This window comes from Janibacter hoylei PVAS-1 (assembly GCF_004025845.1).
GTDB classification, from domain to species: Bacteria; Actinomycetota; Actinomycetes; order Actinomycetales; family Dermatophilaceae; genus Janibacter; species Janibacter hoylei.
In genome coordinates, this window is sequence record NZ_PIPF01000001.1 from 20,626 (window position 1) to 39,909 (window position 19,284).

Below are 19,284 nucleotides of genomic sequence, written 5' to 3' on the forward strand. Positions count from 1 at the left end.
TCACGGCCGGCCCGCCGCGTCGAGGGCGTCGGAGAGGGTCACAGTGCCCTTGTACAGGGCCGAGCCGATGATCGCCCCCTCGACACCGACCGGGACCAGCTCGCGCAGGGCGACGACGTCCTCGCGGGTCGTCACCCCACCGCTCGCCACGACGGCGGCATCGGTCGCCGCGCACACGTCCCGGAGCAGCTGCAGGTTGGGGCCGGCCAGCATGCCGTCCTTCGCGACGTCGGTGACGACGTAGCGGGAGCAGCCCTCCGCGTCGAGCCGCGCGAGCGTCTCCCACAGGTCGCCGCCCTCCTTGGTCCAGCCGCGGGCGGCGAGGGTCGTCCCCCGGACGTCGAGCCCCACGGCGATCCGGTCGCCGTACTCGGCGATGGCCCGGGCCGTCCACTCCGGGTCCTCGAGGGCAGCGGTGCCGAGGTTGACCCGGGTGCAGCCGGACTCGAGCGCCGCCACGAGGGAGTCCTGGTCGCGGATCCCGCCGCTCAGCTCGACCTTGAGGTCGAGCTGCCCGACGATGCCGGCGAGGAGGTCACGGTTGCTCCCTTCGCCGAAGGCCGCGTCGAGGTCGACGAGGTGGATCCACTCGGCCCCCTGCTCCTGCCAGGCCTGCGCCGCCTGCAGCGGGTCGCCGAAGTCCCAGCCGGAGTCGGCCACGCCCTGCTGCAGCTGGACCGCGCGCCCTCCCCGCACGTCGACGGCGGGCAGGAGCTCCAGGCGGGGGCTCTCGGTCGTGGTCACAGTGACATCACCCAGTTCTTCAGGAGGTGCAGTCCCGCGTCCCCGGACTTCTCGGGGTGGAACTGCGTGGCGGACAACGGGCCGTTTTCGACGGCCGCGACGAAGGGGGACCCGTGCTCGCTCCACGTGACGCGGGGCGAGGCGGCGGACAGTGCGCCGGGTGCCGTCGGCAGGTCCCAGGACCCGACGGCGTAGGAGTGGACGAAGTAGAAGCGCTCGGACTCGACCTCGGCGAAGAGCCGGGTGCCCTCGGGGGCCTGCACCGGCGACCAGCCCATGTGCGGGACGACGGGCGCGGTGAGCCGCTCGACGGTGCCGGGCCACTGGTGCAGCCCGTCCTGCTCGGGCTGGGTGCCGTGGGGCTCGGCCGAGCCGTCGAACATCACCTGCATCCCGACGCACACCCCGAGCACCGGACGCCCGCCGGCCAGTCGTGTGTCGACGAGCGAGGGCCCGTCGACCGCCCGCAGACCGGCCATGCACGCGTGGAAGTTGCCGACACCGGGCACGAGCAGGCCGTCAGCGCCGAGCACGGCAGCGCGGTCCGCGGTCAGCTCGACCTGCGCCCCGACATGGCTGAGCGCGCGCACGGCGGAGTGGACGTTGCCGGAGCCGTGGTCCAGCACGACGACACGAGGAGAGCTCATGGGTGGACATCCTTGACGACGGACTCGAAGGCGGAGACGGACCGCGCATCGGGGCGGATCACGGGGCCGAGATCGGTGTCGGCTCCGCCGATGATGCGGGCGCCGGGCAGGCCGAGGACCGTGGTGACCTCGACCAACCACTCGGCGTGGGTCAGGTCGGTGCGACCCCACAGGGAGCGCACCTGGCTGATGGGGACCTGTCGCGCCGCGGGGTGGCTGGACAGGGTCCGGTGCAGGTCCTCCGGCGACAAGGGCGGCAGCTGGGGCCCGCGGACCACCTCTCGGTCGGCCGCGCGCAGCGCCCAGCGGATCGGGGCCCGGCCCGGTGCCCGAGCGGTCACGACCGCCGCGTCACCGATCTCGAAGAGCCCGATGGACGGCGCCATCGGCGACGGGACGTGACGCGAGGCGAGCACGGTGAGCGCGTCGTCGTAGGGCTGCGCGGCGGCACTCGTCGCCGAGGCCGTCACGACGATCGACCACGCGCTGTGCTCGACGACGTGGCACGGCACGACGCCGCGCCGCACCCACTCCACGGCCCTCGCGGACGACGCGGAGAGGAGCACCACTCCCCTGCCCGGCTGGCTCATCGCACGCTCTACAGCGCGCCCTTGGCACTCGGGATGCCGGTGACGCGCGGGTCGGGCTCGACGGCGGACCGCAGAGCTCGGGCCAGGGCCTTGAACTGTGCCTCGACGACGTGGTGCGGGTCGCGGCCGGCGAGCACGCGCACGTGCAGCGCGATGCCGGCGTTGTACGCGAAGGACTCCATGACGTGCCGGGTCAGCGAGCCGACGAAGTTGCCGCCGATGATGACGTGCTCCTGGCCGGCCGGCTCACCGGTGTGCACGACGTAGGGGCGCCCGGCGACGTCGACGACGGCGTGGGCGAGGGCCTCGTCGAGGGGGACGGTGGCGTCGCCGAAGCGGCTGATGCCCCGCTTGTCGCCGAGGGCCTCGCGCACGGCCTGCCCGAGCACGATGGCCACGTCCTCGACGGTGTGGTGGGCGTCGACGTCGACGTCGCCCTCGGCCCGCACCGTGAGGTCGATGAGGCTGTGCTTGGCGAGCGACAGCAGCATGTGGTCGTAGAAGCGCACGCCGGTGGAGACCTCACCGACGCCGGTGCCGTCGAGGTCGACGGTCACCTCGACCCGGCTCTCGGAGGTGCCGCGCGTGACCGTCGCGGTGCGGTGGGTGGTGGTGCTCACGGGGTCTCCTTGCTCAGGGCGTGGGTGGGGACGATCTGCGCCATGGCCTCGAGGAACCGGCCGGTCTCCTCGGGGGTCCCGGCGGTGACCCGCAGGTGGTGCGGGATGCCGACGTCGCGAACGAGGACGCCCCGGTCGAGCAGAGCCTGCCACGTGGCCGCCGCGTCGGCGAGACCGCCGAAGAGGACGAAGTTGGCATCGCTCGGCACCGGCGACAGCCCGAGAGCGGAGAGCTCGGTGACGAGCCGGTCGCGCTGCCGCTTGATCGCGTCGACCGTCTCGAGCAGCCGATCGGCGTGCTCGAGCGAGACCCTCGCGATCGTCTGCGTCGGCGACGACAGGTGGTAGGGCAGCCGGACGAGACGCAGGGCGTCGACGACCTGCGGGTCGGCGGCGAGGTACCCCAGTCGCCCCCCGGCGAGGGCGAAGGCCTTGCTCATCGTGCGGGTCACGACGAGGCGCGGGTGCCGGTCGAGCAGGGTGAGCGCGCTCGGCGTCCCCGGCCGGGCGAACTCGGCGTAGGCCTCGTCGACGACGACGACGGCCCGCGGAGCGGCCTCGAGCATCGCCTCGACGACCTCGAAGGGCAGGGCCGTGCCGGTGGGGTTGTTGGGCGAGCACAGGAAGACGAGGTGGGGATCGGTTGCCGTGGCCTGCTCGACGGCAGAGTCGACGGTCAGGTCGAAGGTGCCCGCGTCGCGCTGCCCGTCGACCCACGTCGTCCCGAGCGTCTCGCTGATGATCGGGTGCATCGAGTACGCCGGGGTGAAGCCGAGGGCGGTCCGCCCGGGGCCGCCGAAGGCCTGGACGAGGTGCGAGAGGACTTCGTTGGACCCGTTGCCGGCCCACACCTGCTCCGGGCGAAGGGAGACCCCGCTGCGGTCCTCGAGGTAGGTGACCAGCGCCTTGCGCAGGTCGGTGAACTCCCGGTCGGGGTAGCGGTTGAGCCCACCGAGCTGCTCCGCGAGCTCGGCGACGACGGCCGAGACGACCTCCTCGGGGACGGGGTAGGAGGACTCGTTGGTGTTCAGCTGCACGGCGACGTCCAGCTGGGGGGCGCCGTAGGGGCTGCGGCCACGCAGCTCGGGGCGCAGCAGCTGCTCGATCTCGCTCATCGGGTCACCTCGCCGACCCGGGCGGTGACGGCCTCGCCGTGCGCGGGCAGGTCCTCGGCCTCGGACAGGGCGAGCACGTGCGGTGCCACCTCGGCCAGGGCGTCGGCCGAGTACTCGATGACGTGGATGCCGCGGAGGAAGGACTGGACGGACAGGCCGCTGCTGTGCGCGGCGCTGCCGCCCGTGGGCAGCACGTGGTTGGACCCGGCGACGTAGTCACCCAGGCTCACCGGCGAGTGCGGCCCGACGAAGATCGCCCCGGCACTGCGCACCCGGGCAGCGACGGCGGACGCGTCGGCGGTGATGACCTCGAGGTGCTCGGCCGCGTAGGCGTCGACGACCCGCAGACCGGCGTCGAGGTCGTCGACGAGGACGATCGCGGACTGCCGCCCACCGAGGGCCTCGGCGACCCGCTCGCTGTGCTTGGTGGCGGCGGCACGGCGCTCGACGGCCACGCGCACGGCGTCGGCGAGGTCGGTGGAGTCGGTGACGAGCACCGACCCGGCGAGCGGGTCGTGCTCGGCCTGGCTGATGAGGTCGGCGGCGACGTACTCGGGGTCCGCGCTCGCGTCGGCGAGGACCGCGATCTCGGTCGGGCCGGCCTCCGCGTCGATGCCGATGAGCCCCTTGAGCAGCCGCTTGGCAGCGGCGACGTAGATGTTGCCCGGGCCGGTGACGAGGCTGACCGGTGCGCAGGCGACGGTCTCGCCGGACGACGTGTCCTCGAAGCCGTGGGCGAAGCCGGCGACCGCCTGGGCGCCGCCCATGGCCCACACCTCGTCGACGCCGAGCAGGGCGCAGGCGGCGAGGATCGTCGGGTGTGGGTAGCCGGCGAGGTCACCGACGTTGTCCCGCTGCGGCGGGCTGGCGACGGCGATCGAGCCGACGCCGGCGAGCTGGGCGGGCACGACGTTCATGACGACCGAGCTCGGGTACACCGCGCGTCCGCCGGGCACGTAGAGCCCGACGCGCTCGACCGGCACCCAGCGCTCGGTGACGGTGCCCCCGGGGTGCAGCCGGGTCGTCGTGTCGACGCGCCGCTGGTCGGCGTGCACGGCCCGCGCGCGCTCGATCGAGATCTCGAGTGCGGCGCGGACACCGTCGTCGAGGGTGTCGAGAGCGGCCTCGAGCACGTGCGGCGGGACGCGCAGGGAGGTCGGTCGCACCCCGTCGAAGCGCTCGGCGTACTCGTAGAGGGCCTGGGCCCCGCGGTCGTGCACGTCGTCGCAGATCGGCCGGACGGCATCGAGGGCGGCCTCGACGTCGTACTCCGCACGGGGCAGGGCGGCGCGCAGCTCCCGGGCCCCGAGGGGTCGCGAGCGCAGATCGATCGTGGCGAGCATGGCCCCCAGTCTAGGTTCGCTGCCGGCGCTGCCTGACCGGCGTCTCACCGCTGCTGCTCGTCCTCGCCGTAGAAGATGCGGTCGACGACCTGACGGGCGCGTCGCGCCGTGCGGCGGTAGGACTCGGCGAGCGCGAGGCCGGACTGCGGCTCCATCCCGACGATCCGGCCGACCCCGTCGGCCTCGCGCAGGTTGGACGGCACCGAGTCGACCGGGCGGCCGCGGAAGAGCATGCCGGCATTGCGCAGCAGCGAGGCCATCGACCAGGCCTCCCGCAGGACGGTCGCGTCGTGGCCGTCCACGAGGCCGAGGTCGACGGCGGCGGCGAGCGCCGGCAGGGTCCGCGTGGTGCGCAGGCCCTCGTGCTCGTGGGCGTGCTCCATCTGCAGCAGCTGGATGGTCCACTCGACGTCGGAGAGACCACCCATGCCGAGCTTGAAGTGCGCCTTGCGGTCGGCCCCCCGCGGGAGTCGCTCGGCCTCCATCCGTGCCTTGAGTCGGCGGACCTCACGGACCTGCCGCGCGTCGAGCCCCTGGGGCGACCACCGCAGGGGGTCGATGAGCTGCGTGAAGCGCTCACCGAGACCCGGGTCACCGGCCACCGGCCGGGCGCGCAACAGGGCCTGCGCCTCCCACGTCTCGGACCAGCGCTCGTAGTAGCTGGCGTAGGAGGCCAGCGACCGCACCAGGGGGCCGCTCTTGCCCTCCGGCCGCAGGTCGGCGTCGAGACCGAGCGGCGGGTCGGACCCCGCAGCGCCGATGAGTCGACGCAGCTCGGTGACGACGGCCAGGGCCGCCTCCTGGGCCGCCTGGTCGTCGGCGCCGGGACGCGGGTCGTGGACGTAGAGGACGTCGGCGTCGGAGGAGTAGCCGACCTCGCGACCACCCAGCCGGCCCATGCCGACGATGAGCAGGTCGGTGCCGAGGTCCGCGCCCCGCTCGGCCTCGACCTTGTGCACGACGACCTCGAGTGCGGCCTGGATCGTCGCCTCGGAGACATCGGTGAGCGCCTCCCCCACCTCGTCGAGCGTCAGCCGGTCCTGCAGGTCGGCGACGCCGACGCGGAAGATCTCGGCCCGGCGGATCGCCCGGATCGCGGCGACGGCGGCCTCGGGGTCCTCTCGGCGACCGGCTGCCGACCGCATCCGGCGCAGCAGCTCGTCGCGGGTGCGCGGGCGCAGCCCGTCGGCCTCACCGAGGTACTGGACCGCCTCCGGGCTCGCGAGCAACAGATCCCCGGCGAAGCGGCTCGCGCCGAGGGTGTGCGCGAGGATCTGGGCTGCCTCGCCCTCGTCGCGCAGCAGGCGCAGGTACCAGTGGGTGGTGCCGAGCTCCTCGCTGACCTTGCGGAAGGCGAGCAGCCCGGCGTCCGGGTCGGCCATCTCGGCAAACCACTCGAGCATGACGGGGAGCAGCTGCCGCTGGATCGACGCCGCACGGCTCATCCCTTCGGTGAGCACCTCCAGGTGGCGCAGCGCTCCGGCCGGGTCTCGGTAGCCGAGGGCACTCAGGCGCTCGCGGGCCGCGTCGGGACTGAGCGAGGCCTCGTCGGGGCTCAGGCGGGCGACGGCCGACAGCAGGGGCCGGTAGAAGAGGCGCTGGTGCAGCCGACGCACCTCGCGTGAGTGCCCGGTGCGCAGCGCGACGACCTCGTGGGCGGGCTGGTCCCAGAGCCGCATGGCCCGGCCGAGCCGCCGCAGGTCGTCGTCGGAGGTCGGCATGAGGTGGGTGCGCCGCAACCGGTGCAGCTGGATGCGGTGCTCGAGCGTGCGCAGCACCCGGTAGGCCTCGCCGAGGACGGCGGCATCGGCCCGACCGATGTACCCACCCCTGGACAGGGCGGCCAGTGCGTCGAGGGTGGTGCCGGAGTGGAGGGTCTCGTCGGTGCGCCCGTGGACGAGCTGGAGCAGCTGCACGGAGAACTCGACGTCACGCAGCCCGCCCGGCCCGAGCTTGAGCTGGCGGGCGGCCTCGGCACTGGGGATGTGCTCCTCGACCCGGCGCCGCATGGCCTGGACGTCGTCGACGAAGTCCTCGCGGGAGGCGGCCTCCCACACGAGGGGCCGCACCGCCTCGAGGTACTCGGCACCGAGGGTGGCGTCGCCGGCGAGGTGACGCGCCTTGAGCAGCGCTTGGAACTCCCAGGTCTTGGCCCACCGCTCGTAGTAGGCGCGGTGGCTGGCGACCGTCCGCACGAGCGGGCCCTGCTTGCCCTCGGGGCGCAGCGCGGCGTCGACGGGCCACAGGCTGCCGTGCGACGTCGCGTCGGCACAGGCGTGCATCATGCGGCTGGCGACGCGGGTCGCGACCTCGAGTGCCGCGGCCTCGTCGACCCCGTCGACGGGCTCGGCGACGAAGATGACGTCGACGTCGGAGATGTAGTTGAGCTCGCGGCCGCCGGCCTTGCCCATGCCGATGACGGCGAAGCGGCAGGACTGCCCCTCCTCCCCCAGCTCGTCGATGGCGATGCGCACCGCGCCCTCGAGCGCCGACCCGGCCAGGTCGGCGAGCGCGCGGGCGATGTCCGGCAGGTCGGCGACGGCGTCGTCGGAGGTGACGTCACGCGCGACGATGCCGAGCAGCTGGCGCCGGTAGCCCACCCGCAGCGCGTCCTGCGGCTCGAGGTCACCGTGGTCGGCGATCTCGGCGAGCAGGGCCTCGGTTCGCTCCTCCGGCGTCATCTCGACCGCGTCGACCGCGTCGCGCCACTGGTCCGGGTGCGCCACGAGGTGGTCGACGAGCGCCGAGGAGATGCCGAGCACGCCGATGAGCCGGTCCCGGGCCGCCGCGTCGCCGGTGAGGGCTCGCACGAGTGCCTCGTCGTCGCTGGCCTCGAGCACCCGGACGAGACCGAGCAGCGCCTGGTCGGGGTCGGCCACCCGGGCGATCGCGCGCAGGAGCGGCTCGTGGTGCTGACCGAGCGGCTCGAGAGCCGCGTCGGCGAGGAGGGCCTCGGCGCGACGCGTGTCGCTGAAGCCGCGCCGGGCCAGGGTGGGGACGGGCCGGGAGGGTGGGGTCACGCTGTCCTCACAGGCGCGGCAGCAGCCGCTCGAGCTCGAAGGGGGTCACCTGGTTGCGGTAGTCCGCCCACTCCTGCTGCTTGTTGCGCAGGAAGAAGTCGAAGACGTGCTCACCGAGCGTCTCGGCGACCAGCTCGCTCTCCTCCATGGCCTCGATCGCCTCGATGAGGCTGGAGGGCAACGGCTTGATGCCCATGGCCCGGCGCTCGCGGTCGGTGAGGCCCCACACGTCGTCCTCGGTCTCGGGGGGCAGCTCGTAACCCTCCTCGATGCCCTTGAGCCCGGCGGCGAGCATGACGGCGAAGGCCAGGTAGGGATTGCACGCGGCGTCGAGGCTGCGCAGCTCGACCCGGCTGGAGTTGCCCTTGTTGGGCTTGTACATCGGCACGCGGACCATCGCCGAGCGGTTGTTGTGACCCCACGTCAGGTGCGCGGGTGCCTCGCCACCGCCCCACAGCCGCTTGTAGCTGTTGACCCACTGGTTGGTGACGGCCGCGTACTCGCGCCCGTGGTGCAGGAGGCCGGCGATGAACTGCCGCCCGACCTTGCTCAGCTGGTACGGGGCGCCCGGCTCGTAGAAGGCATTGGTGTCACCCTCGAAGAGCGACATGTGGGTGTGCATCCCGCTGCCCGGGTACTCGGCGAAGACCTTCGGCATGAAGGTGGCGTACACCCCCTGCTCGAGGGCGACCTCCTTGATGACCGTCCGGAAGGTCATGATGTTGTCCGCCGTCGACAGGGCGTCGGCGTAGCGCAGGTCGATCTCGTTCTGCCCCGGAGCCCCCTCGTGGTGGCTGAACTCCACGGAGATGCCGACCGACTCGAGCATGGTGATGGCTGCCCGACGGAAGTCGTGGGCCTCCCCCTTCGGCACGTGGTCGAAGTACCCGCCGTCGTCGACGGGGACCGGACGCTCACCGGGGGTCGTGCCCTGCTTGAGCAGGAAGAACTCGATCTCGGGGTGGGTGTAGAAGCTGAAGCCCATGTCCGCCGCCTTGTCGAGCGTGCGGCGCAGGACGTAGCGGGCATCGGCCAGTGCGGGGCTGCCGTCGGGCAGCTGGATGTCGCAGAACATCCGGGCGGTGCCCGGGTGCTCGCCCCGCCACGGCAGGACCTGGAAGGTCGAGGGGTCGGGGCGCGCCAGCATGTCCGCCTCGTAGACCCGGGTGAACCCCTCGATCGCCGAGCCGTCGAAGCCGATGCCCTCGGTGAAGGCACCCTCGAGCTCGGCCGGGGCGATGGCCACGGACTTCAACGTCCCGAGCACATCGGTGAACCACAACCGGACGAACCGGATGTCGCGCTCCTCGATGGTGCGGAGGACGAACTCCTGCTGACGATCCATGTGCCCATCCTGCCCTAGCCGGAGGGGTCGCAACGCAACGGACACCGGGCCCGCTCCGTCCGGTGGACGGGGCGGGCCCGGTGTCGGGTGCCGTGCTCAGGTGGGTGCGATCAGCGCCCGGCCTCGATGCGCAGCTTCATCTCGTCCTTCTTCTCCTTGAGGACGGTGATCTTCGTGCCGGACCCGGCGACCTTCGTCGAGCTCCACGGGTTCTCCGCCGACCAGTAGCGGTCGGGGTCGGAGTCGTCGAAGGTGCGGATGCCCTTGCTCGACGGGACCGTCTGCGGGATGCCCGCGTTGTGGAAGGTCACCTCGTCGGTGCGCTGGGTGCCGAAGGTGGCGTCGAAGGGCTGACGGCGGTTGCCGAGCAGCTTGCCGTTGGAGAACTTCACCGGCGCCGGACGGGCGTCCACGGGCAGGACCTGGCCGTAGCCGGGGTGCGTGCTCGTGTTGTTGTCCGAGTAGGCGTTGTTGATGTACCAGACGAGCAGGCCGTCCTGGTACGGGAAGCGCTCGACCCAGTCGGGACGCTCGGGGTCACCGAAGTTGTACGGGCCGGTCTTGAGGTTCTCGTCGTAGCCCGAGTACACGCGGTTCTCGGCGAGGTAGTAGCTCTGGACCTTTTCGGAGGTCGAGCCCGACATCCGGGTGAAGCCGTCGGCGGTCCAGCCGTTGTCGCCGGACTCGACGTCGTCGGTGAGGACCGCGGTGCCGTCGACGGTGATCGTGATGTCGTCGATGAAGGCACCGGCCATGGAGACACCGCCGTCGGACTGGTAGCGCCAGCGGAACTGGACCTTCTGGCCCGCATAGGCGCTCAGGTCGGTCGTGACCTCGCCCCAGGTGAGGTCACCGCCGTCGGTGGCGGCCAGCTCCTCCCACGTCGACCCACCGTCGGTGCTGACCTCCGTGTACAGGAAGTCGTAGCCGGCCTCGATCTCGGTGGCCAGCTGGGCGGAGACGGACGCAGAGCTCGCCCCGGTGAGGTCGATCTCACGGGTCAGCGTGTTGTTGAGGTCGTCCGCGGAGCCGGACCACCACTCGAACTCACCCGAGTGCGGCGTGTTGTAGTCGGTCGTCACCGTCTCCTCGGGCAGGAGGACGGCGGCAGCCTGCGGCAGGGCCTTGTGGTCACGGTCGGCGGGACCGAGGTCGAGGTTGACCTTCTGGCCCTGCTTGACCGTCTCGACGTCGAGCCAGCCCAGCTGGAGCTTTTCCCAGGCACCCATGTAGCCCGGGCTGGAGCCGATGTCCTCGGTGCCGTCGTTGAGCCACGAGCCGCCGGACATCAGGGTCCAGAAGCCGGTGCCGTTGTCACCGCCGGCGGTGTCGTAGAGGTCCGGCAGACCGAGGTCGTGACCGAACTCGTGGGTGAAGACACCCAGGCCACCGTTCTCCGGCTCGGTCGTGTAGTCACCGATCCAGATGCCGGAGTCGCCGAGCGGCACGCCACCGAGCTTGTTCTGCGCCGGCCCGTCCTTGCCCATGTTGTTGGAGAAGGCGTACCACCGGTGGCTCCAGATGGCGTCCTCGCCCTGCTCGCCGCCGCCGGCCTCCTCCCCTTCGCCGGCGTGGATCGCCTGGAAGTGGTCGATGTAGCCGTCGGGCTCGTTGAAGTCGCCGTCACCGTCGAAGTCGTAGCGGTCCCAGACGTCGAACTGGGCGAGGTACTCCTTGATCTCGGCCTCGCTCTTGCCCTGCGCGACCTGGTCCTCGTACCAGGCGGTCGCGGTGTCCGCGATGTAGTTCCAGTAGCCCTCGGCCTCGGACGTGCCGTCGCCCGCGACCGGGTTGTGGCCGTAGCGAGCCTCGTTGTAGGGGACGGTCACCCAGTCGCTGACGTCACCCTTGGTGAGGAAGCGGCCCTGGGACTGCTTGAGGTAGAAGTCACGGAAGGACTGCTGGTCCTTCTTCTTCCCCTTCCCCTTGCCCTTGCCCTTGCCCTTGTCCGCGTCATCGGCACCGAACATCAGCTCGGTGTAGTGGTCGCGGCTGAAGTCCTCGTCCCAGATCGTCGAGTTGTTGACCGAGCGGTCCGGCTCGGGGATCTCGTTGTGCACCGGGCCGGCCTCGCCGCCCTGGGCAGGCTTGGTCTTGTCGCCGAAGTCGGTGAGGATCGTGAAGATGCTCGCCTCGCGGTCGACGTCGTACTGGACGTACTTGGTGCGCGGCTTGCCCTTCCCCTTGCCCTTCCCCTTGCCCGCAGACGTCTTGTCCTGGTGGCCCTTGGCCTTGGCGTGGGTCTCGGCGGCATCGTCGCTGGTGATCTCGATGACCTGCGTGCCGTTCTTGGTGACGACGCGGGCTTCGCCGCGCATCAGCTTGTCGACGGCGTCCTCGCGCAGCTCGCGCTGGGCGTCACCCAGAGGGTTGGGCAGGTCGTCGTGCCGGGCCGTCGAAGCGGCCTTGTCCTCGGGGGGCATCGCAGCGCTCGTCCCCGCGGTCGCCGACATCGGCGCGAGGGTCAGGACGAGGGCGGAAGCCGCGAGGCCGGACACGACATGGGTGTGGCGTCTCTTCACGGGTCCTCCAAAAAATGTTGTGGCTCGTGCCACAGGGGTGAGCGCACTCAACCAAGATTTGCCGGCGACCGGGAGACAACACAGGATTTCCTGAAGGAATCCTTACTCTTCGGGGTGACCCCGTGCGGGTTTTCCCTCTATCCACCACTCGTGGCGTGCCCCAGGGCCCCTCCCCCTACGCTGGACCCATGACCACCCCTGCGCCCGACGCCACCCCCACCGACGGCTCCGCGCCGGAGGGCACCGCCCCCTACGGCAACGGCCCCGCCGCGGCGGCTGCCCCGCCCAAGCGGGTGCGCATCCCCCACCTGCAGGCGATGAAGGAGCGGGGCGAGCGCTGGGCGATGCTCACCGCCTACGACATGTATGCCGCGCAGGTCTTCGACGGCGCCGGGATCCCGGTGCTCCTCGTCGGCGACTCCGCCGGCAACAACGTCTACGGCTACGAGACCACCGTCCCCGTGACCCTCGACGAGATGATCCCGCTGACCCGGGCCGTCGCCGGCGCCGCGGCGAGCGCACTCGTCGTGGCCGACCTCCCCTTCGGCACCTACCAAGCCTCTCCCGAGCAGGGCTACCTCTCCGCGGCCCGCCTGATGAAGGAGGGCCTGGCGCACGCCGTCAAGCTCGAGGGCGGCGCCGAGATGGCCCCGACCATCGAGCGGATGACGCAGGGGGGCATCCCCGTCATGGCACACATCGGCTTCACCCCGCAGAGCGAGCACACCCTCGGCGGCTACCGCGTCCAGGGGCGCGGCGAGGCCGCCGCGAAGCTGCTCGAGGACGCCCGCGCAGTCCAGGCGGCCGGCGCCTTCGCCGTCGTCATGGAGATGGTGCCGGCCGCGTCCGCCGCCGAGGTCACCCGCGAGCTGCGCATCCCGACCATCGGCATCGGTGCCGGTCCGGACTGCGACGCCCAGGTCCTCGTCTGGCAGGACATGGCCGGCCTGCGCACCGGCCGGGCACCGCGCTTCGTCAAGCGGTACGCCGACCTGAGCACCGTCCTCGGTGACGCGGCCCGGGCCTACGCCGCCGACGTCGCGGCCGGCACCTTCCCTGCCGCCGAGCACTCCTTCGAGAGCTGACGATGTCGCCTGCCGCCGAGCTCCCCGAGATCCGCACCCGGTGGTCGGAGGTGTCCGGGGGCATCGACGCCGCGCACGCGTACCAGCAGCGCTTCGACGCGCTCGCCGAGCAGGGGGTCGACCTCGACGGCGAGGCGCGCTTCGTCCACGCCCTCCACGAGGCGCCAGCCCGCATCCTCGACGCGGGGTGCGGCACCGGCCGGGTCGCCTCGACGCTCACCGCCCTCGGGCACGACGTCGTCGGGGTCGACGCCGACGGCGCGATGATCGAGGTGGCCCGCGAGCGCGACGACACCACCCGCTTCGTCCACGCCGACCTGGCGACGCTCACGCTCACCGGTCAGGCCTTCGACGTGATCGTCCTCGCCGGCAACGTCGTGCCCTTCCTCGCCGACGGCACGCTCGTCGACGTACTGCGCCGGCTCCGGGCCCACCTGACGACCGACGGCCGCCTCGTCTGCGGCTGGGCCCTGCCGGGCCACCAGCCGCCCGGCGCTGCCGCGGTCGACGCCGACGACGTCGACCGCGCGGCCTTCGCTGCCGACCTCTCGCTCGTCGTCAGGTACTCCTCGTGGGACCGGGACCCGTGGCCCGGTGACGGCAGCTGGGCCCTCACGGTCCACCGGCCCCGGTGAGCAGGGAGGATCAGGCCTGCGCGTCGCCGGTCTCCCACTCCTTGTCCTTGCGGTCCTGCTCGTCCCAGGCCTCCGTCTTCGCCCGTGCCGTGGCGAGCGCGCCGGCCGCCTCCGCCTCGGTCTCGTAGGGACCCATGACGTCCGCGCCCTGGGAGCGGTTGTCGTCGCTCTCGACCTGACCGGACTCGATGTTGAACCAGTACGCCATCGTCGTGCCGTCCTTCCTCGCGGACCTCGTCCGCAGCCCGGGGCGCGTGGGCCGCGCCCTCGTTGCCTAGACTCCACCGCATGCCCGCCCCCGTCGCAACCGTGACACCCGGTCAGGTCTCCCCCCGCCGCGAGGTGCCCGGCCGGATCGCCCACCCCGAGTACGTCGGCAAGGAGGCTCCCACCCCCTTCGCCGGGTCCGAGGTCAAGGACGCCGAGACCATCGAGGCGATGCGGCACGCCTGCCGCATCGCGGCCCGCGCACTCGCCGCCGCCGGCTCCGCGGTGGCCCCCGGGGTGACGACCGACGAGATCGACCGCATCGGCCACGAGTACCTGCTCGACCACGGCGCCTACCCCTCGACCCTCGGCTACCGCGGCTTCCCGAAGTCGCTGTGCACCTCGGTCAACGAGGTGGTCTGCCACGGCATCCCCGACGACCGCCCTCTCGAGGAGGGCGACCTCGTCAACATCGACATCACCGCCTACGTCGGCGGGGTGCACGGGGACACCAACGCGACCTTCTTCGCCGGCGAGCCCGACGAGGAGTCGCGGCTGCTCGCCGAGCGCACCCACGAGGCCATGCTCCGCGGGATCACGGCGGCCCTGCCCGGCCGCCAGATCAACATCATCGGCCGGGTCATCGAAAAGTACGCGGCGCGCTTCGGCTACGGCGTCGTGCACGACTTCACCGGTCACGGCATCGGGACGAGCTTCCACTCGGGCCTGGTCGTCCCCCACTACGATGCGGCCCCGCAGTACGACACGGTCATCGAGCCGGGCATGACCTTCACGATCGAGCCCATGCTCAACCTCGGGACCCCGCAGTGGGACCTCTGGGACGACGGCTGGACCGCCGTGACGCGGGACCGCCGCCGGTCGGCGCAGTTCGAGCACACCATCCTCATCACCGATGAGGGCAACGAGATCCTCACGCTCCCCTGACAGGAGACCCACGATGAGCAAGCAGCACGACGCCCTCGGGATCGACATCGGAGGCTCCGGCATCAAGGGGGCACCCGTCGACCTCGACAAGGGGTCCTTCGCGGAGGACCGCCTGCGCATCGCCACGCCCGACCAGGCCACGCCCGACGCGGTCTGCGACGTCGTCGAGCAGGTCGTCGACCACTTCGGGGTGAAGAAGGGCGTCCCCGTCGGCATCACCGTGCCCGCGGTCGTCACCCACGGCGTCGTGCAGACCGCCGCCAACATCGACTCCTCCTGGATCGGGGTCGATGCCCGCGAGCTCTTCGGCGACCGGCTGGGCCGGGACGTGCACGTCGTCAACGACGCGGACGCAGCCGGCGTGGCCGAGCGCTACTACGGCGCAGCGAAGCGGCAGGACGGCGTCGTCGTCCTCACCACCCTCGGCACCGGCATCGGCACGGCCCTGCTCGTCGACGGCCACCTCGTGCCCAACACCGAGCTCGGCCACATCGAGATCGAGGGCCACGACGCCGAGACCCGCGCCGCCGACTCCGTCCGCGAGCGCGAGGGCCTGGACCTCGAGGAGTGGGCCGCTCGCCTGCAGGTCTACTACTCCCGACTCGAGGCCCTCCTGTGGCCCGACCTCTTCGTCGTCGGTGGTGGCATCAGCAAGAAGGCCGACACCTTCCTGCCGCTGCTCGACCTGCGCACCCCGGTCGTCGCGGCCAAGCTGAAGAACAAGGCGGGCATCATCGGCGCAGCGCGCCTGGCGGCCAAGGGCAACTGACTCCCCTTCGTCCCGGATCGGCGCGCTCCCCGCCGTCGCGGGTGGCCATGCGGCAGGGTAGGGCGCATGACGAGAGCGTCGGAGGGAGCCTCGGCGGCCACGAGCCGTCCGTCGACGCTGCCCGACGCCGTCGGCACCGGGCTGTCCTCCGTCGTCGGCGCCGGCATCTTCGTCGCCCTCGCTCCCGCCGCCATGGCGGCCGGCGACCAGCTCCTCCCGGCCGTGCTGCTCGCCGCGGCCGTCGTCGCGCTCAACGCGGCCTCCGCGGCCCGACTGGCCGTCTCGAGCCGGGCACCGCTCGGCACCCACGTCCACGGCCGGGACCGACTGGGGGTCGCGTGGGGTCACCTGTCCGGATGGGCCTTCGTCGTCGGCGCGGTCTCGGCCGCGGCGGCGCTGGCGCTCACCCTGGGCATGCACCTGCTGCCCGGGTTCCCCAAGGTCGTCGCCGTGGCCGCCGTGCTCGGCGCGCTCGGGCTGCACCTGCAGGGCATCACCCGCTCGACCCGCGGCGAAGGTGTCCTCGCGGCGCTGGCGGTCGTCGTGCTGCTCGTCTTCGTCGTGAGCCTGCTCGCCACGCCACCGGTCCTCGCCGACGGCCGACCCAGCGCGCCCGAGGGGTCGGGCGGCGTCACGGGTGTCGTCCAGGCAGCGGGCTTCGTCGTCTTCGCGCTGACCGGTTCGGTGCGTCTGCTCAACCAGCGCACCCGGGGTGGAGCGCTGGACCGCACGGTGCCCCGGGCCCTGACCGTCTCGCTCGGCATCGTCATCACGACCACCCTGCTCGTGGCCTTCGGCCTCTCCCGCACCCTCGGCACGGGCTGGGTCGCCGCGCGTCAGCTCCCGGTCGTCGAGGCCGCCGAGATCTCCGCCTGGCCGTGGCTCGGCCCGGTGCTGCAGGTCGCCGCGGTCCTCACCGCCGGCGGGGTGCTCCTCGGGCTCGTCCTCACGACGTCGGGCACCGTCGCGGCCATGGCACGTGACCGTCACCTGCCCGTGGCCCTGGCCGTCCGCGAGGGACCGCACCTGCTGCCGCGACGCGCTCTCGTCGTCGTCGCGGCCTTCGTCGTCGTCTCGATCGTGCTCGTCGACGTCCGCCAGGCGATGGCCTTCGCCTCCTTCTGCGTGCTCGTGCACTTCGCCCTGCTGCACGCGAGCGCGTGGACGCTCGACCCGCGGTGGTCGCGCCGGGTGGTCCCTGCCCTCGGTCTCGTCGGGTGTCTCGGCGTCGCCGCGCTGCTGCCGTGGCAGAGCGTCGTCGCGGGAGTGCTCGTGCTGCTGCTCGGGGCCGTCATCGGATGGGTCAGGCACGCCACCCGGGAGTGAGCCCCGACGAAGGGGGCGGGATGAGTCGGCCTGTAAGCCGGGTTCTCCCGAGGCGATCAACGGCTATTGATGGTTGTCGACGGTAACCGTCGAATCCCTTGATATTCCGGGCTCCCCTGCCGTCGGGACGTTGACGGTTGCTGATGGTTGTTGCGTGCCTCTGGCGGACATCTTGAGGACTATTTGAGGACTCGGTGGGCCGTCGTGAGCAGCTGGCCGGCGGGTGTGCTTACCCTCCGCCGTGGGGCCCGATGCCGATTGCGTCGGCCCAGCGTTCGACCACGGGCGAAGGGGGCGTGACCCCGAGGGCGACTCTGGGGACTCGGCTGGTCGCGCCGAATGCGACGAGGGCCAGTGCGGCGAAGGATGTCCGCTCGCGGTGCTTGGCGAGAATCTCAGCCAGGCGCCGAGACCATGCCTCGGCGTCGGTGCGCGTGATGGCCTGCATGAGGCCCCCCACTTCCACGCACAAGACCGTGGGCATGGCCTCGCCCTGCCGACGCTTGCGTTTCTCGGTCAGCACCCCGGCGACGAGATTCTCGACGTCATGCCGGGCCACGGGTGTCCGACCCGGGGGCGGCGCTACCAACGTCGGTATGGCCGACCCGAAGGGCCGATCAAACGAAATCGCGACCGTGACCGCCGGACTGCCGTCGTGTGCTGGCCGCAGCACCGCGAAGACCGGCGGCGGCTCATCCTGCTCGAGACTGGCTCTCACCTCGACCCTGATCTCGTCCATGACCCGCTGCCTAACCATCACGGGATGCGCTGACATGCGGATGGTCGCAAGCCGTCGCGGGCGGCGCCCCCGCGTCTCGTCCATCACAAGGCGAACGAGCTTCCAACCCACATTGGGCCTGCCAAGTCGTGTGACCTCGATTCCGAGCCCCAAGTCAGGCAGGACGAAGTCAGGCATTGGCGTGCCGTCGGTAGCGCCGAACTCTGGGCGCAGGCCGCAGCGGTGCAGCCATAGCAAGACGTCGAACTCGGTCCTAAGGTCCAGCAACCGAGGCCCGTCCGTCACCGCCCGGAAGTCTCGGCGCTTGCCGGGAAGGCGGGGAGCCTCGGTGGCGTCCACCTCGGCGAGGAATGGCGCCCAGTAGGCCCCGAAATCGGGGTGGCCGGCCAGGGGGTGACCGGGCGGCACCCACCTCTCGTCAGGGGTCGTCGGCACCGCTAGGCCCCTGACGTCTAGCCGGGCTGGTGGCCGGCCAGACGCACGAGCAGGCGCATGTGGAACCCGGCGGGAGGGTTGACCCGCTCGACGGTCAGCTCGTGGTGGCGCTCCAGCGCGGGGCGCACGTACTCGAGGAGCGGGCGAGGCACGTACCCGAGGCGGTGGCCGTCGTCGGTGACGAGGACCGCGTCGGCGTCCTGCGGTTGAGGCAGCCTCGACATGAGGTCGAGCATGGTGGGCAGCGCAGCATGCGGCTCGCCGCGGCTGTGTCTCGACGACCTCAAAGAGTTACAAGACGGCGGTCTGAGCGCTGAAGCGCCAGCGAACTGCTGTCGTCAAGGAAGTCAACGGCCACAGGGGCCTCGCGGACGACAAGGCTCTCCAATACCTCAGCAATCGTGGTCTGCGGCGGGATTGCCTCGTCTGGGTCGGAATCAGACTGGGACAGATCGAAGGTGATGAGTCCATCGTCATCCGCTGCCTTCGCCACCAGCGTTGCTACCTCTCCGGGGCCCAGCTGCTCGGCGACCCATCCGACCTCATCGGTCGGCAGCACAGCGACGAAGAGCGCTTCACCGGTGGGGTTCTTCGGGGCGGCGTCGATGGGCTCGGGGGTTGCCTCCAAGAGACGCCGTAGAAGACTCAGCAACTCCATGCGATCGTGGTGCCGCTGTGGGAAGAGGTCCAAGTGGACCCGCACGTACCACTCGCGGTCTTCGATGCTGTGGTAAGTCTGTCGATGCTGAACGAGGTTGAACTCTGCTGGCCCCCCAGCTTGGGCCAGAAGTGCTGGCAGGTTATCGCCGTCGAACTCATCGGAACTCGTGCCGCCTGCGAAGAGGGCGGGCACCTGGGGGCTAGCCAGCCCGTAAGCATCGGGAGCGAACTCTGTCGCGATGGTGTGCACCCTCATTTGACGACCTCCCTTGCCTCGCTGACCGACAGTCCGACCTGCTTCACGAGCACATTGCGAATCTCGATACTACTCACTTCGCGCCTATGGAAGGCCCACCTGATATCTGGGTGCCGATCTGATCGTAGCCAGCAGTGCGAACCGGGGCCAGAGTCTGCCTCCTCCTTGTACCCAAGAACTTTGCAGAGCAATCGCTTGAAGTCAGAGGCACTCATGGACGGAAAGCCATTGCCACCCATGCGCGCCCCCCCTGTCACCTTCAACTTCTAGCTCGGACAGTA

At 71.4% G+C, this 19,284-nt stretch carries 18 protein-coding genes; 5 read left to right on the plus strand and 13 right to left on the minus strand.

Translation table 11 applies throughout. From position 1 onward, the window contains the following. From priA to CWN80_RS00150, 9 genes are all read right to left on the minus strand, one after another. Positions 1-744 (minus strand): bifunctional 1-(5-phosphoribosyl)-5-((5-phosphoribosylamino)methylideneamino)imidazole-4-carboxamide isomerase/phosphoribosylanthranilate isomerase PriA, encoded by a 744-nt coding sequence (priA, locus tag CWN80_RS00110; protein WP_040880879.1) that lies wholly within the window; start codon positions 742-744, stop codon positions 1-3. Then, positions 741-1,391 carry an imidazole glycerol phosphate synthase subunit HisH gene (hisH, locus tag CWN80_RS00115; RefSeq protein ID WP_128276700.1) on the minus strand — a complete coding sequence of 217 codons (651 nt, stop codon included), beginning with the start codon at positions 1,389-1,391 and terminating at the stop codon, positions 741-743. Before hisH ends, priA begins: the two co-directional genes overlap by 4 nt. Continuing rightward, complete coding sequence (locus CWN80_RS00120) at positions 1,388-1,981, minus strand: hypothetical protein (RefSeq protein WP_128276701.1); 594 nt, start codon at positions 1,979-1,981, stop codon at positions 1,388-1,390. The genes hisH and CWN80_RS00120 overlap by 4 nt, the downstream gene beginning before the upstream one ends. A gap of 8 nt (positions 1,982-1,989) precedes the next feature. Beyond that, on the minus strand, positions 1,990-2,601 hold the full coding sequence (gene hisB, locus CWN80_RS00125) for an imidazoleglycerol-phosphate dehydratase HisB (RefSeq protein WP_128276702.1): 612 nt from the start codon (positions 2,599-2,601) through the stop codon (positions 1,990-1,992). After that, a complete protein-coding gene (locus CWN80_RS00130) occupies positions 2,598-3,716 on the minus strand; it encodes a histidinol-phosphate transaminase (RefSeq protein WP_007925906.1) in 1,119 nt (372 codons plus the stop codon). Before CWN80_RS00130 ends, hisB begins: the two co-directional genes overlap by 4 nt. Further along, complete coding sequence (gene hisD / locus CWN80_RS00135; protein ID WP_007925905.1) at positions 3,713-5,059, minus strand: histidinol dehydrogenase; 1,347 nt, start codon at positions 5,057-5,059, stop codon at positions 3,713-3,715. The genes CWN80_RS00130 and hisD overlap by 4 nt, the downstream gene beginning before the upstream one ends. 44 nt (positions 5,060-5,103) lie before the next feature. Beyond that, positions 5,104-8,079: a bifunctional [glutamine synthetase] adenylyltransferase/[glutamine synthetase]-adenylyl-L-tyrosine phosphorylase gene (locus CWN80_RS00140; RefSeq protein ID WP_128276703.1), complete on the minus strand. Its 2,976-nt coding sequence runs from the start codon at positions 8,077-8,079 to the stop codon at positions 5,104-5,106. Between the two features lie 7 nt (positions 8,080-8,086). Next, positions 8,087-9,424 carry a glutamine synthetase family protein gene (locus CWN80_RS00145; protein ID WP_128276704.1) on the minus strand — a complete coding sequence of 446 codons (1,338 nt, stop codon included), beginning with the start codon at positions 9,422-9,424 and terminating at the stop codon, positions 8,087-8,089. Positions 9,425-9,534: 110 nt separating this feature from the next. After that, positions 9,535-11,946 carry an immune inhibitor A domain-containing protein gene (locus CWN80_RS00150; protein ID WP_337590119.1) on the minus strand — a complete coding sequence of 804 codons (2,412 nt, stop codon included), beginning with the start codon at positions 11,944-11,946 and terminating at the stop codon, positions 9,535-9,537. 188 nt (positions 11,947-12,134) lie between these two features. Here CWN80_RS00150 and panB point away from each other — a divergent pair, with 188 nt between their 5' ends. After that, entirely contained in the window at positions 12,135-13,031 is an 897-nt protein-coding gene (gene panB, locus CWN80_RS00155) for a 3-methyl-2-oxobutanoate hydroxymethyltransferase (protein WP_007928099.1), read from the plus strand. A gap of 2 nt (positions 13,032-13,033) precedes the next feature. Next, entirely contained in the window at positions 13,034-13,666 is a 633-nt protein-coding gene (locus CWN80_RS00160) for a class I SAM-dependent methyltransferase (RefSeq protein WP_007928101.1), read from the plus strand. 10 nt (positions 13,667-13,676) lie between these two features. Here CWN80_RS00160 and CWN80_RS00165 read toward each other — a convergent pair whose 3' ends face one another. Beyond that, positions 13,677-13,874 carry a hypothetical protein gene (locus tag CWN80_RS00165; protein ID WP_007928102.1) on the minus strand — a complete coding sequence of 66 codons (198 nt, stop codon included), beginning with the start codon at positions 13,872-13,874 and terminating at the stop codon, positions 13,677-13,679. Between the two features lie 80 nt (positions 13,875-13,954). Here CWN80_RS00165 and map point away from each other — a divergent pair, with 80 nt between their 5' ends. The 3 genes from map (at position 13,955) to CWN80_RS00180 (ending at position 16,913) form a co-directional block, all read left to right on the plus strand. After that, positions 13,955-14,818, plus strand: coding sequence for a type I methionyl aminopeptidase (gene map, locus CWN80_RS00170; RefSeq protein ID WP_007928103.1), 864 nt, complete (start codon positions 13,955-13,957; stop codon positions 14,816-14,818). 13 nt (positions 14,819-14,831) lie between these two features. Further along, positions 14,832-15,587 (plus strand): polyphosphate--glucose phosphotransferase, encoded by a 756-nt coding sequence (gene ppgK, locus CWN80_RS00175; protein WP_007928104.1) that lies wholly within the window; start codon positions 14,832-14,834, stop codon positions 15,585-15,587. 66 nt (positions 15,588-15,653) lie between these two features. Continuing rightward, the gene (locus CWN80_RS00180) at positions 15,654-16,913 is read left to right on the plus strand and encodes an APC family permease (RefSeq protein ID WP_007928105.1); all 1,260 of its coding nucleotides are present in this window, start codon (positions 15,654-15,656) and stop codon (positions 16,911-16,913) included. A gap of 229 nt (positions 16,914-17,142) precedes the next feature. Here CWN80_RS00180 and CWN80_RS00185 read toward each other — a convergent pair whose 3' ends face one another. The 3 genes from CWN80_RS00185 to CWN80_RS00195 form a co-directional block, all read right to left on the minus strand. Further along, positions 17,143-17,652 carry a hypothetical protein gene (locus CWN80_RS00185; protein ID WP_128276705.1) on the minus strand — a complete coding sequence of 170 codons (510 nt, stop codon included), beginning with the start codon at positions 17,650-17,652 and terminating at the stop codon, positions 17,143-17,145. A gap of 452 nt (positions 17,653-18,104) precedes the next feature. Beyond that, entirely contained in the window at positions 18,105-18,311 is a 207-nt protein-coding gene (locus CWN80_RS00190) for a hypothetical protein (RefSeq protein ID WP_128276706.1), read from the minus strand. Positions 18,312-18,370: 59 nt separating this feature from the next. Next, positions 18,371-19,003 (minus strand): hypothetical protein, encoded by a 633-nt coding sequence (locus CWN80_RS00195; RefSeq protein WP_007928108.1) that lies wholly within the window; start codon positions 19,001-19,003, stop codon positions 18,371-18,373. Positions 19,004-19,284 lie beyond the last annotated feature (281 nt).

Bases quoted from the DNA above. Each gene is read 5' to 3' on its own strand.
- hisH (WP_128276700.1), bottom strand. From the start codon at position 1,391: ATGAGCTCTCCTCGTGTCGTCGTGCTGGACCACGGCTCCGGCAACGTC.
- CWN80_RS00120 (WP_128276701.1), bottom strand. From the start codon at position 1,981: ATGAGCCAGCCGGGCAGGGGAGTGGTGCTCCTCTCCGCGTCGTCCGCG.
- CWN80_RS00130 (WP_007925906.1), bottom strand. From the start codon at position 3,716: ATGAGCGAGATCGAGCAGCTGCTGCGCCCCGAGCTGCGTGGCCGCAGC.
- hisD (WP_007925905.1), bottom strand. From the start codon at position 5,059: ATGCTCGCCACGATCGATCTGCGCTCGCGACCCCTCGGGGCCCGGGAG.
- CWN80_RS00145 (WP_128276704.1), bottom strand. From the start codon at position 9,424: ATGGATCGTCAGCAGGAGTTCGTCCTCCGCACCATCGAGGAGCGCGAC.
- panB (WP_007928099.1), top strand. From the start codon at position 12,135: ATGACCACCCCTGCGCCCGACGCCACCCCCACCGACGGCTCCGCGCCG.
- CWN80_RS00160 (WP_007928101.1), top strand. From the start codon at position 13,034: ATGTCGCCTGCCGCCGAGCTCCCCGAGATCCGCACCCGGTGGTCGGAG.
- CWN80_RS00165 (WP_007928102.1), bottom strand. From the start codon at position 13,874: ATGGCGTACTGGTTCAACATCGAGTCCGGTCAGGTCGAGAGCGACGAC.
- map (WP_007928103.1), top strand. From the start codon at position 13,955: ATGCCCGCCCCCGTCGCAACCGTGACACCCGGTCAGGTCTCCCCCCGC.
- ppgK (WP_007928104.1), top strand. From the start codon at position 14,832: ATGAGCAAGCAGCACGACGCCCTCGGGATCGACATCGGAGGCTCCGGC.
- CWN80_RS00180 (WP_007928105.1), top strand. From the start codon at position 15,654: ATGACGAGAGCGTCGGAGGGAGCCTCGGCGGCCACGAGCCGTCCGTCG.
- CWN80_RS00185 (WP_128276705.1), bottom strand. From the start codon at position 17,652: ATGGACGAGATCAGGGTCGAGGTGAGAGCCAGTCTCGAGCAGGATGAG.
- CWN80_RS00190 (WP_128276706.1), bottom strand. From the start codon at position 18,311: ATGTCGAGGCTGCCTCAACCGCAGGACGCCGACGCGGTCCTCGTCACC.
- CWN80_RS00195 (WP_007928108.1), bottom strand. From the start codon at position 19,003: ATGAGGGTGCACACCATCGCGACAGAGTTCGCTCCCGATGCTTACGGG.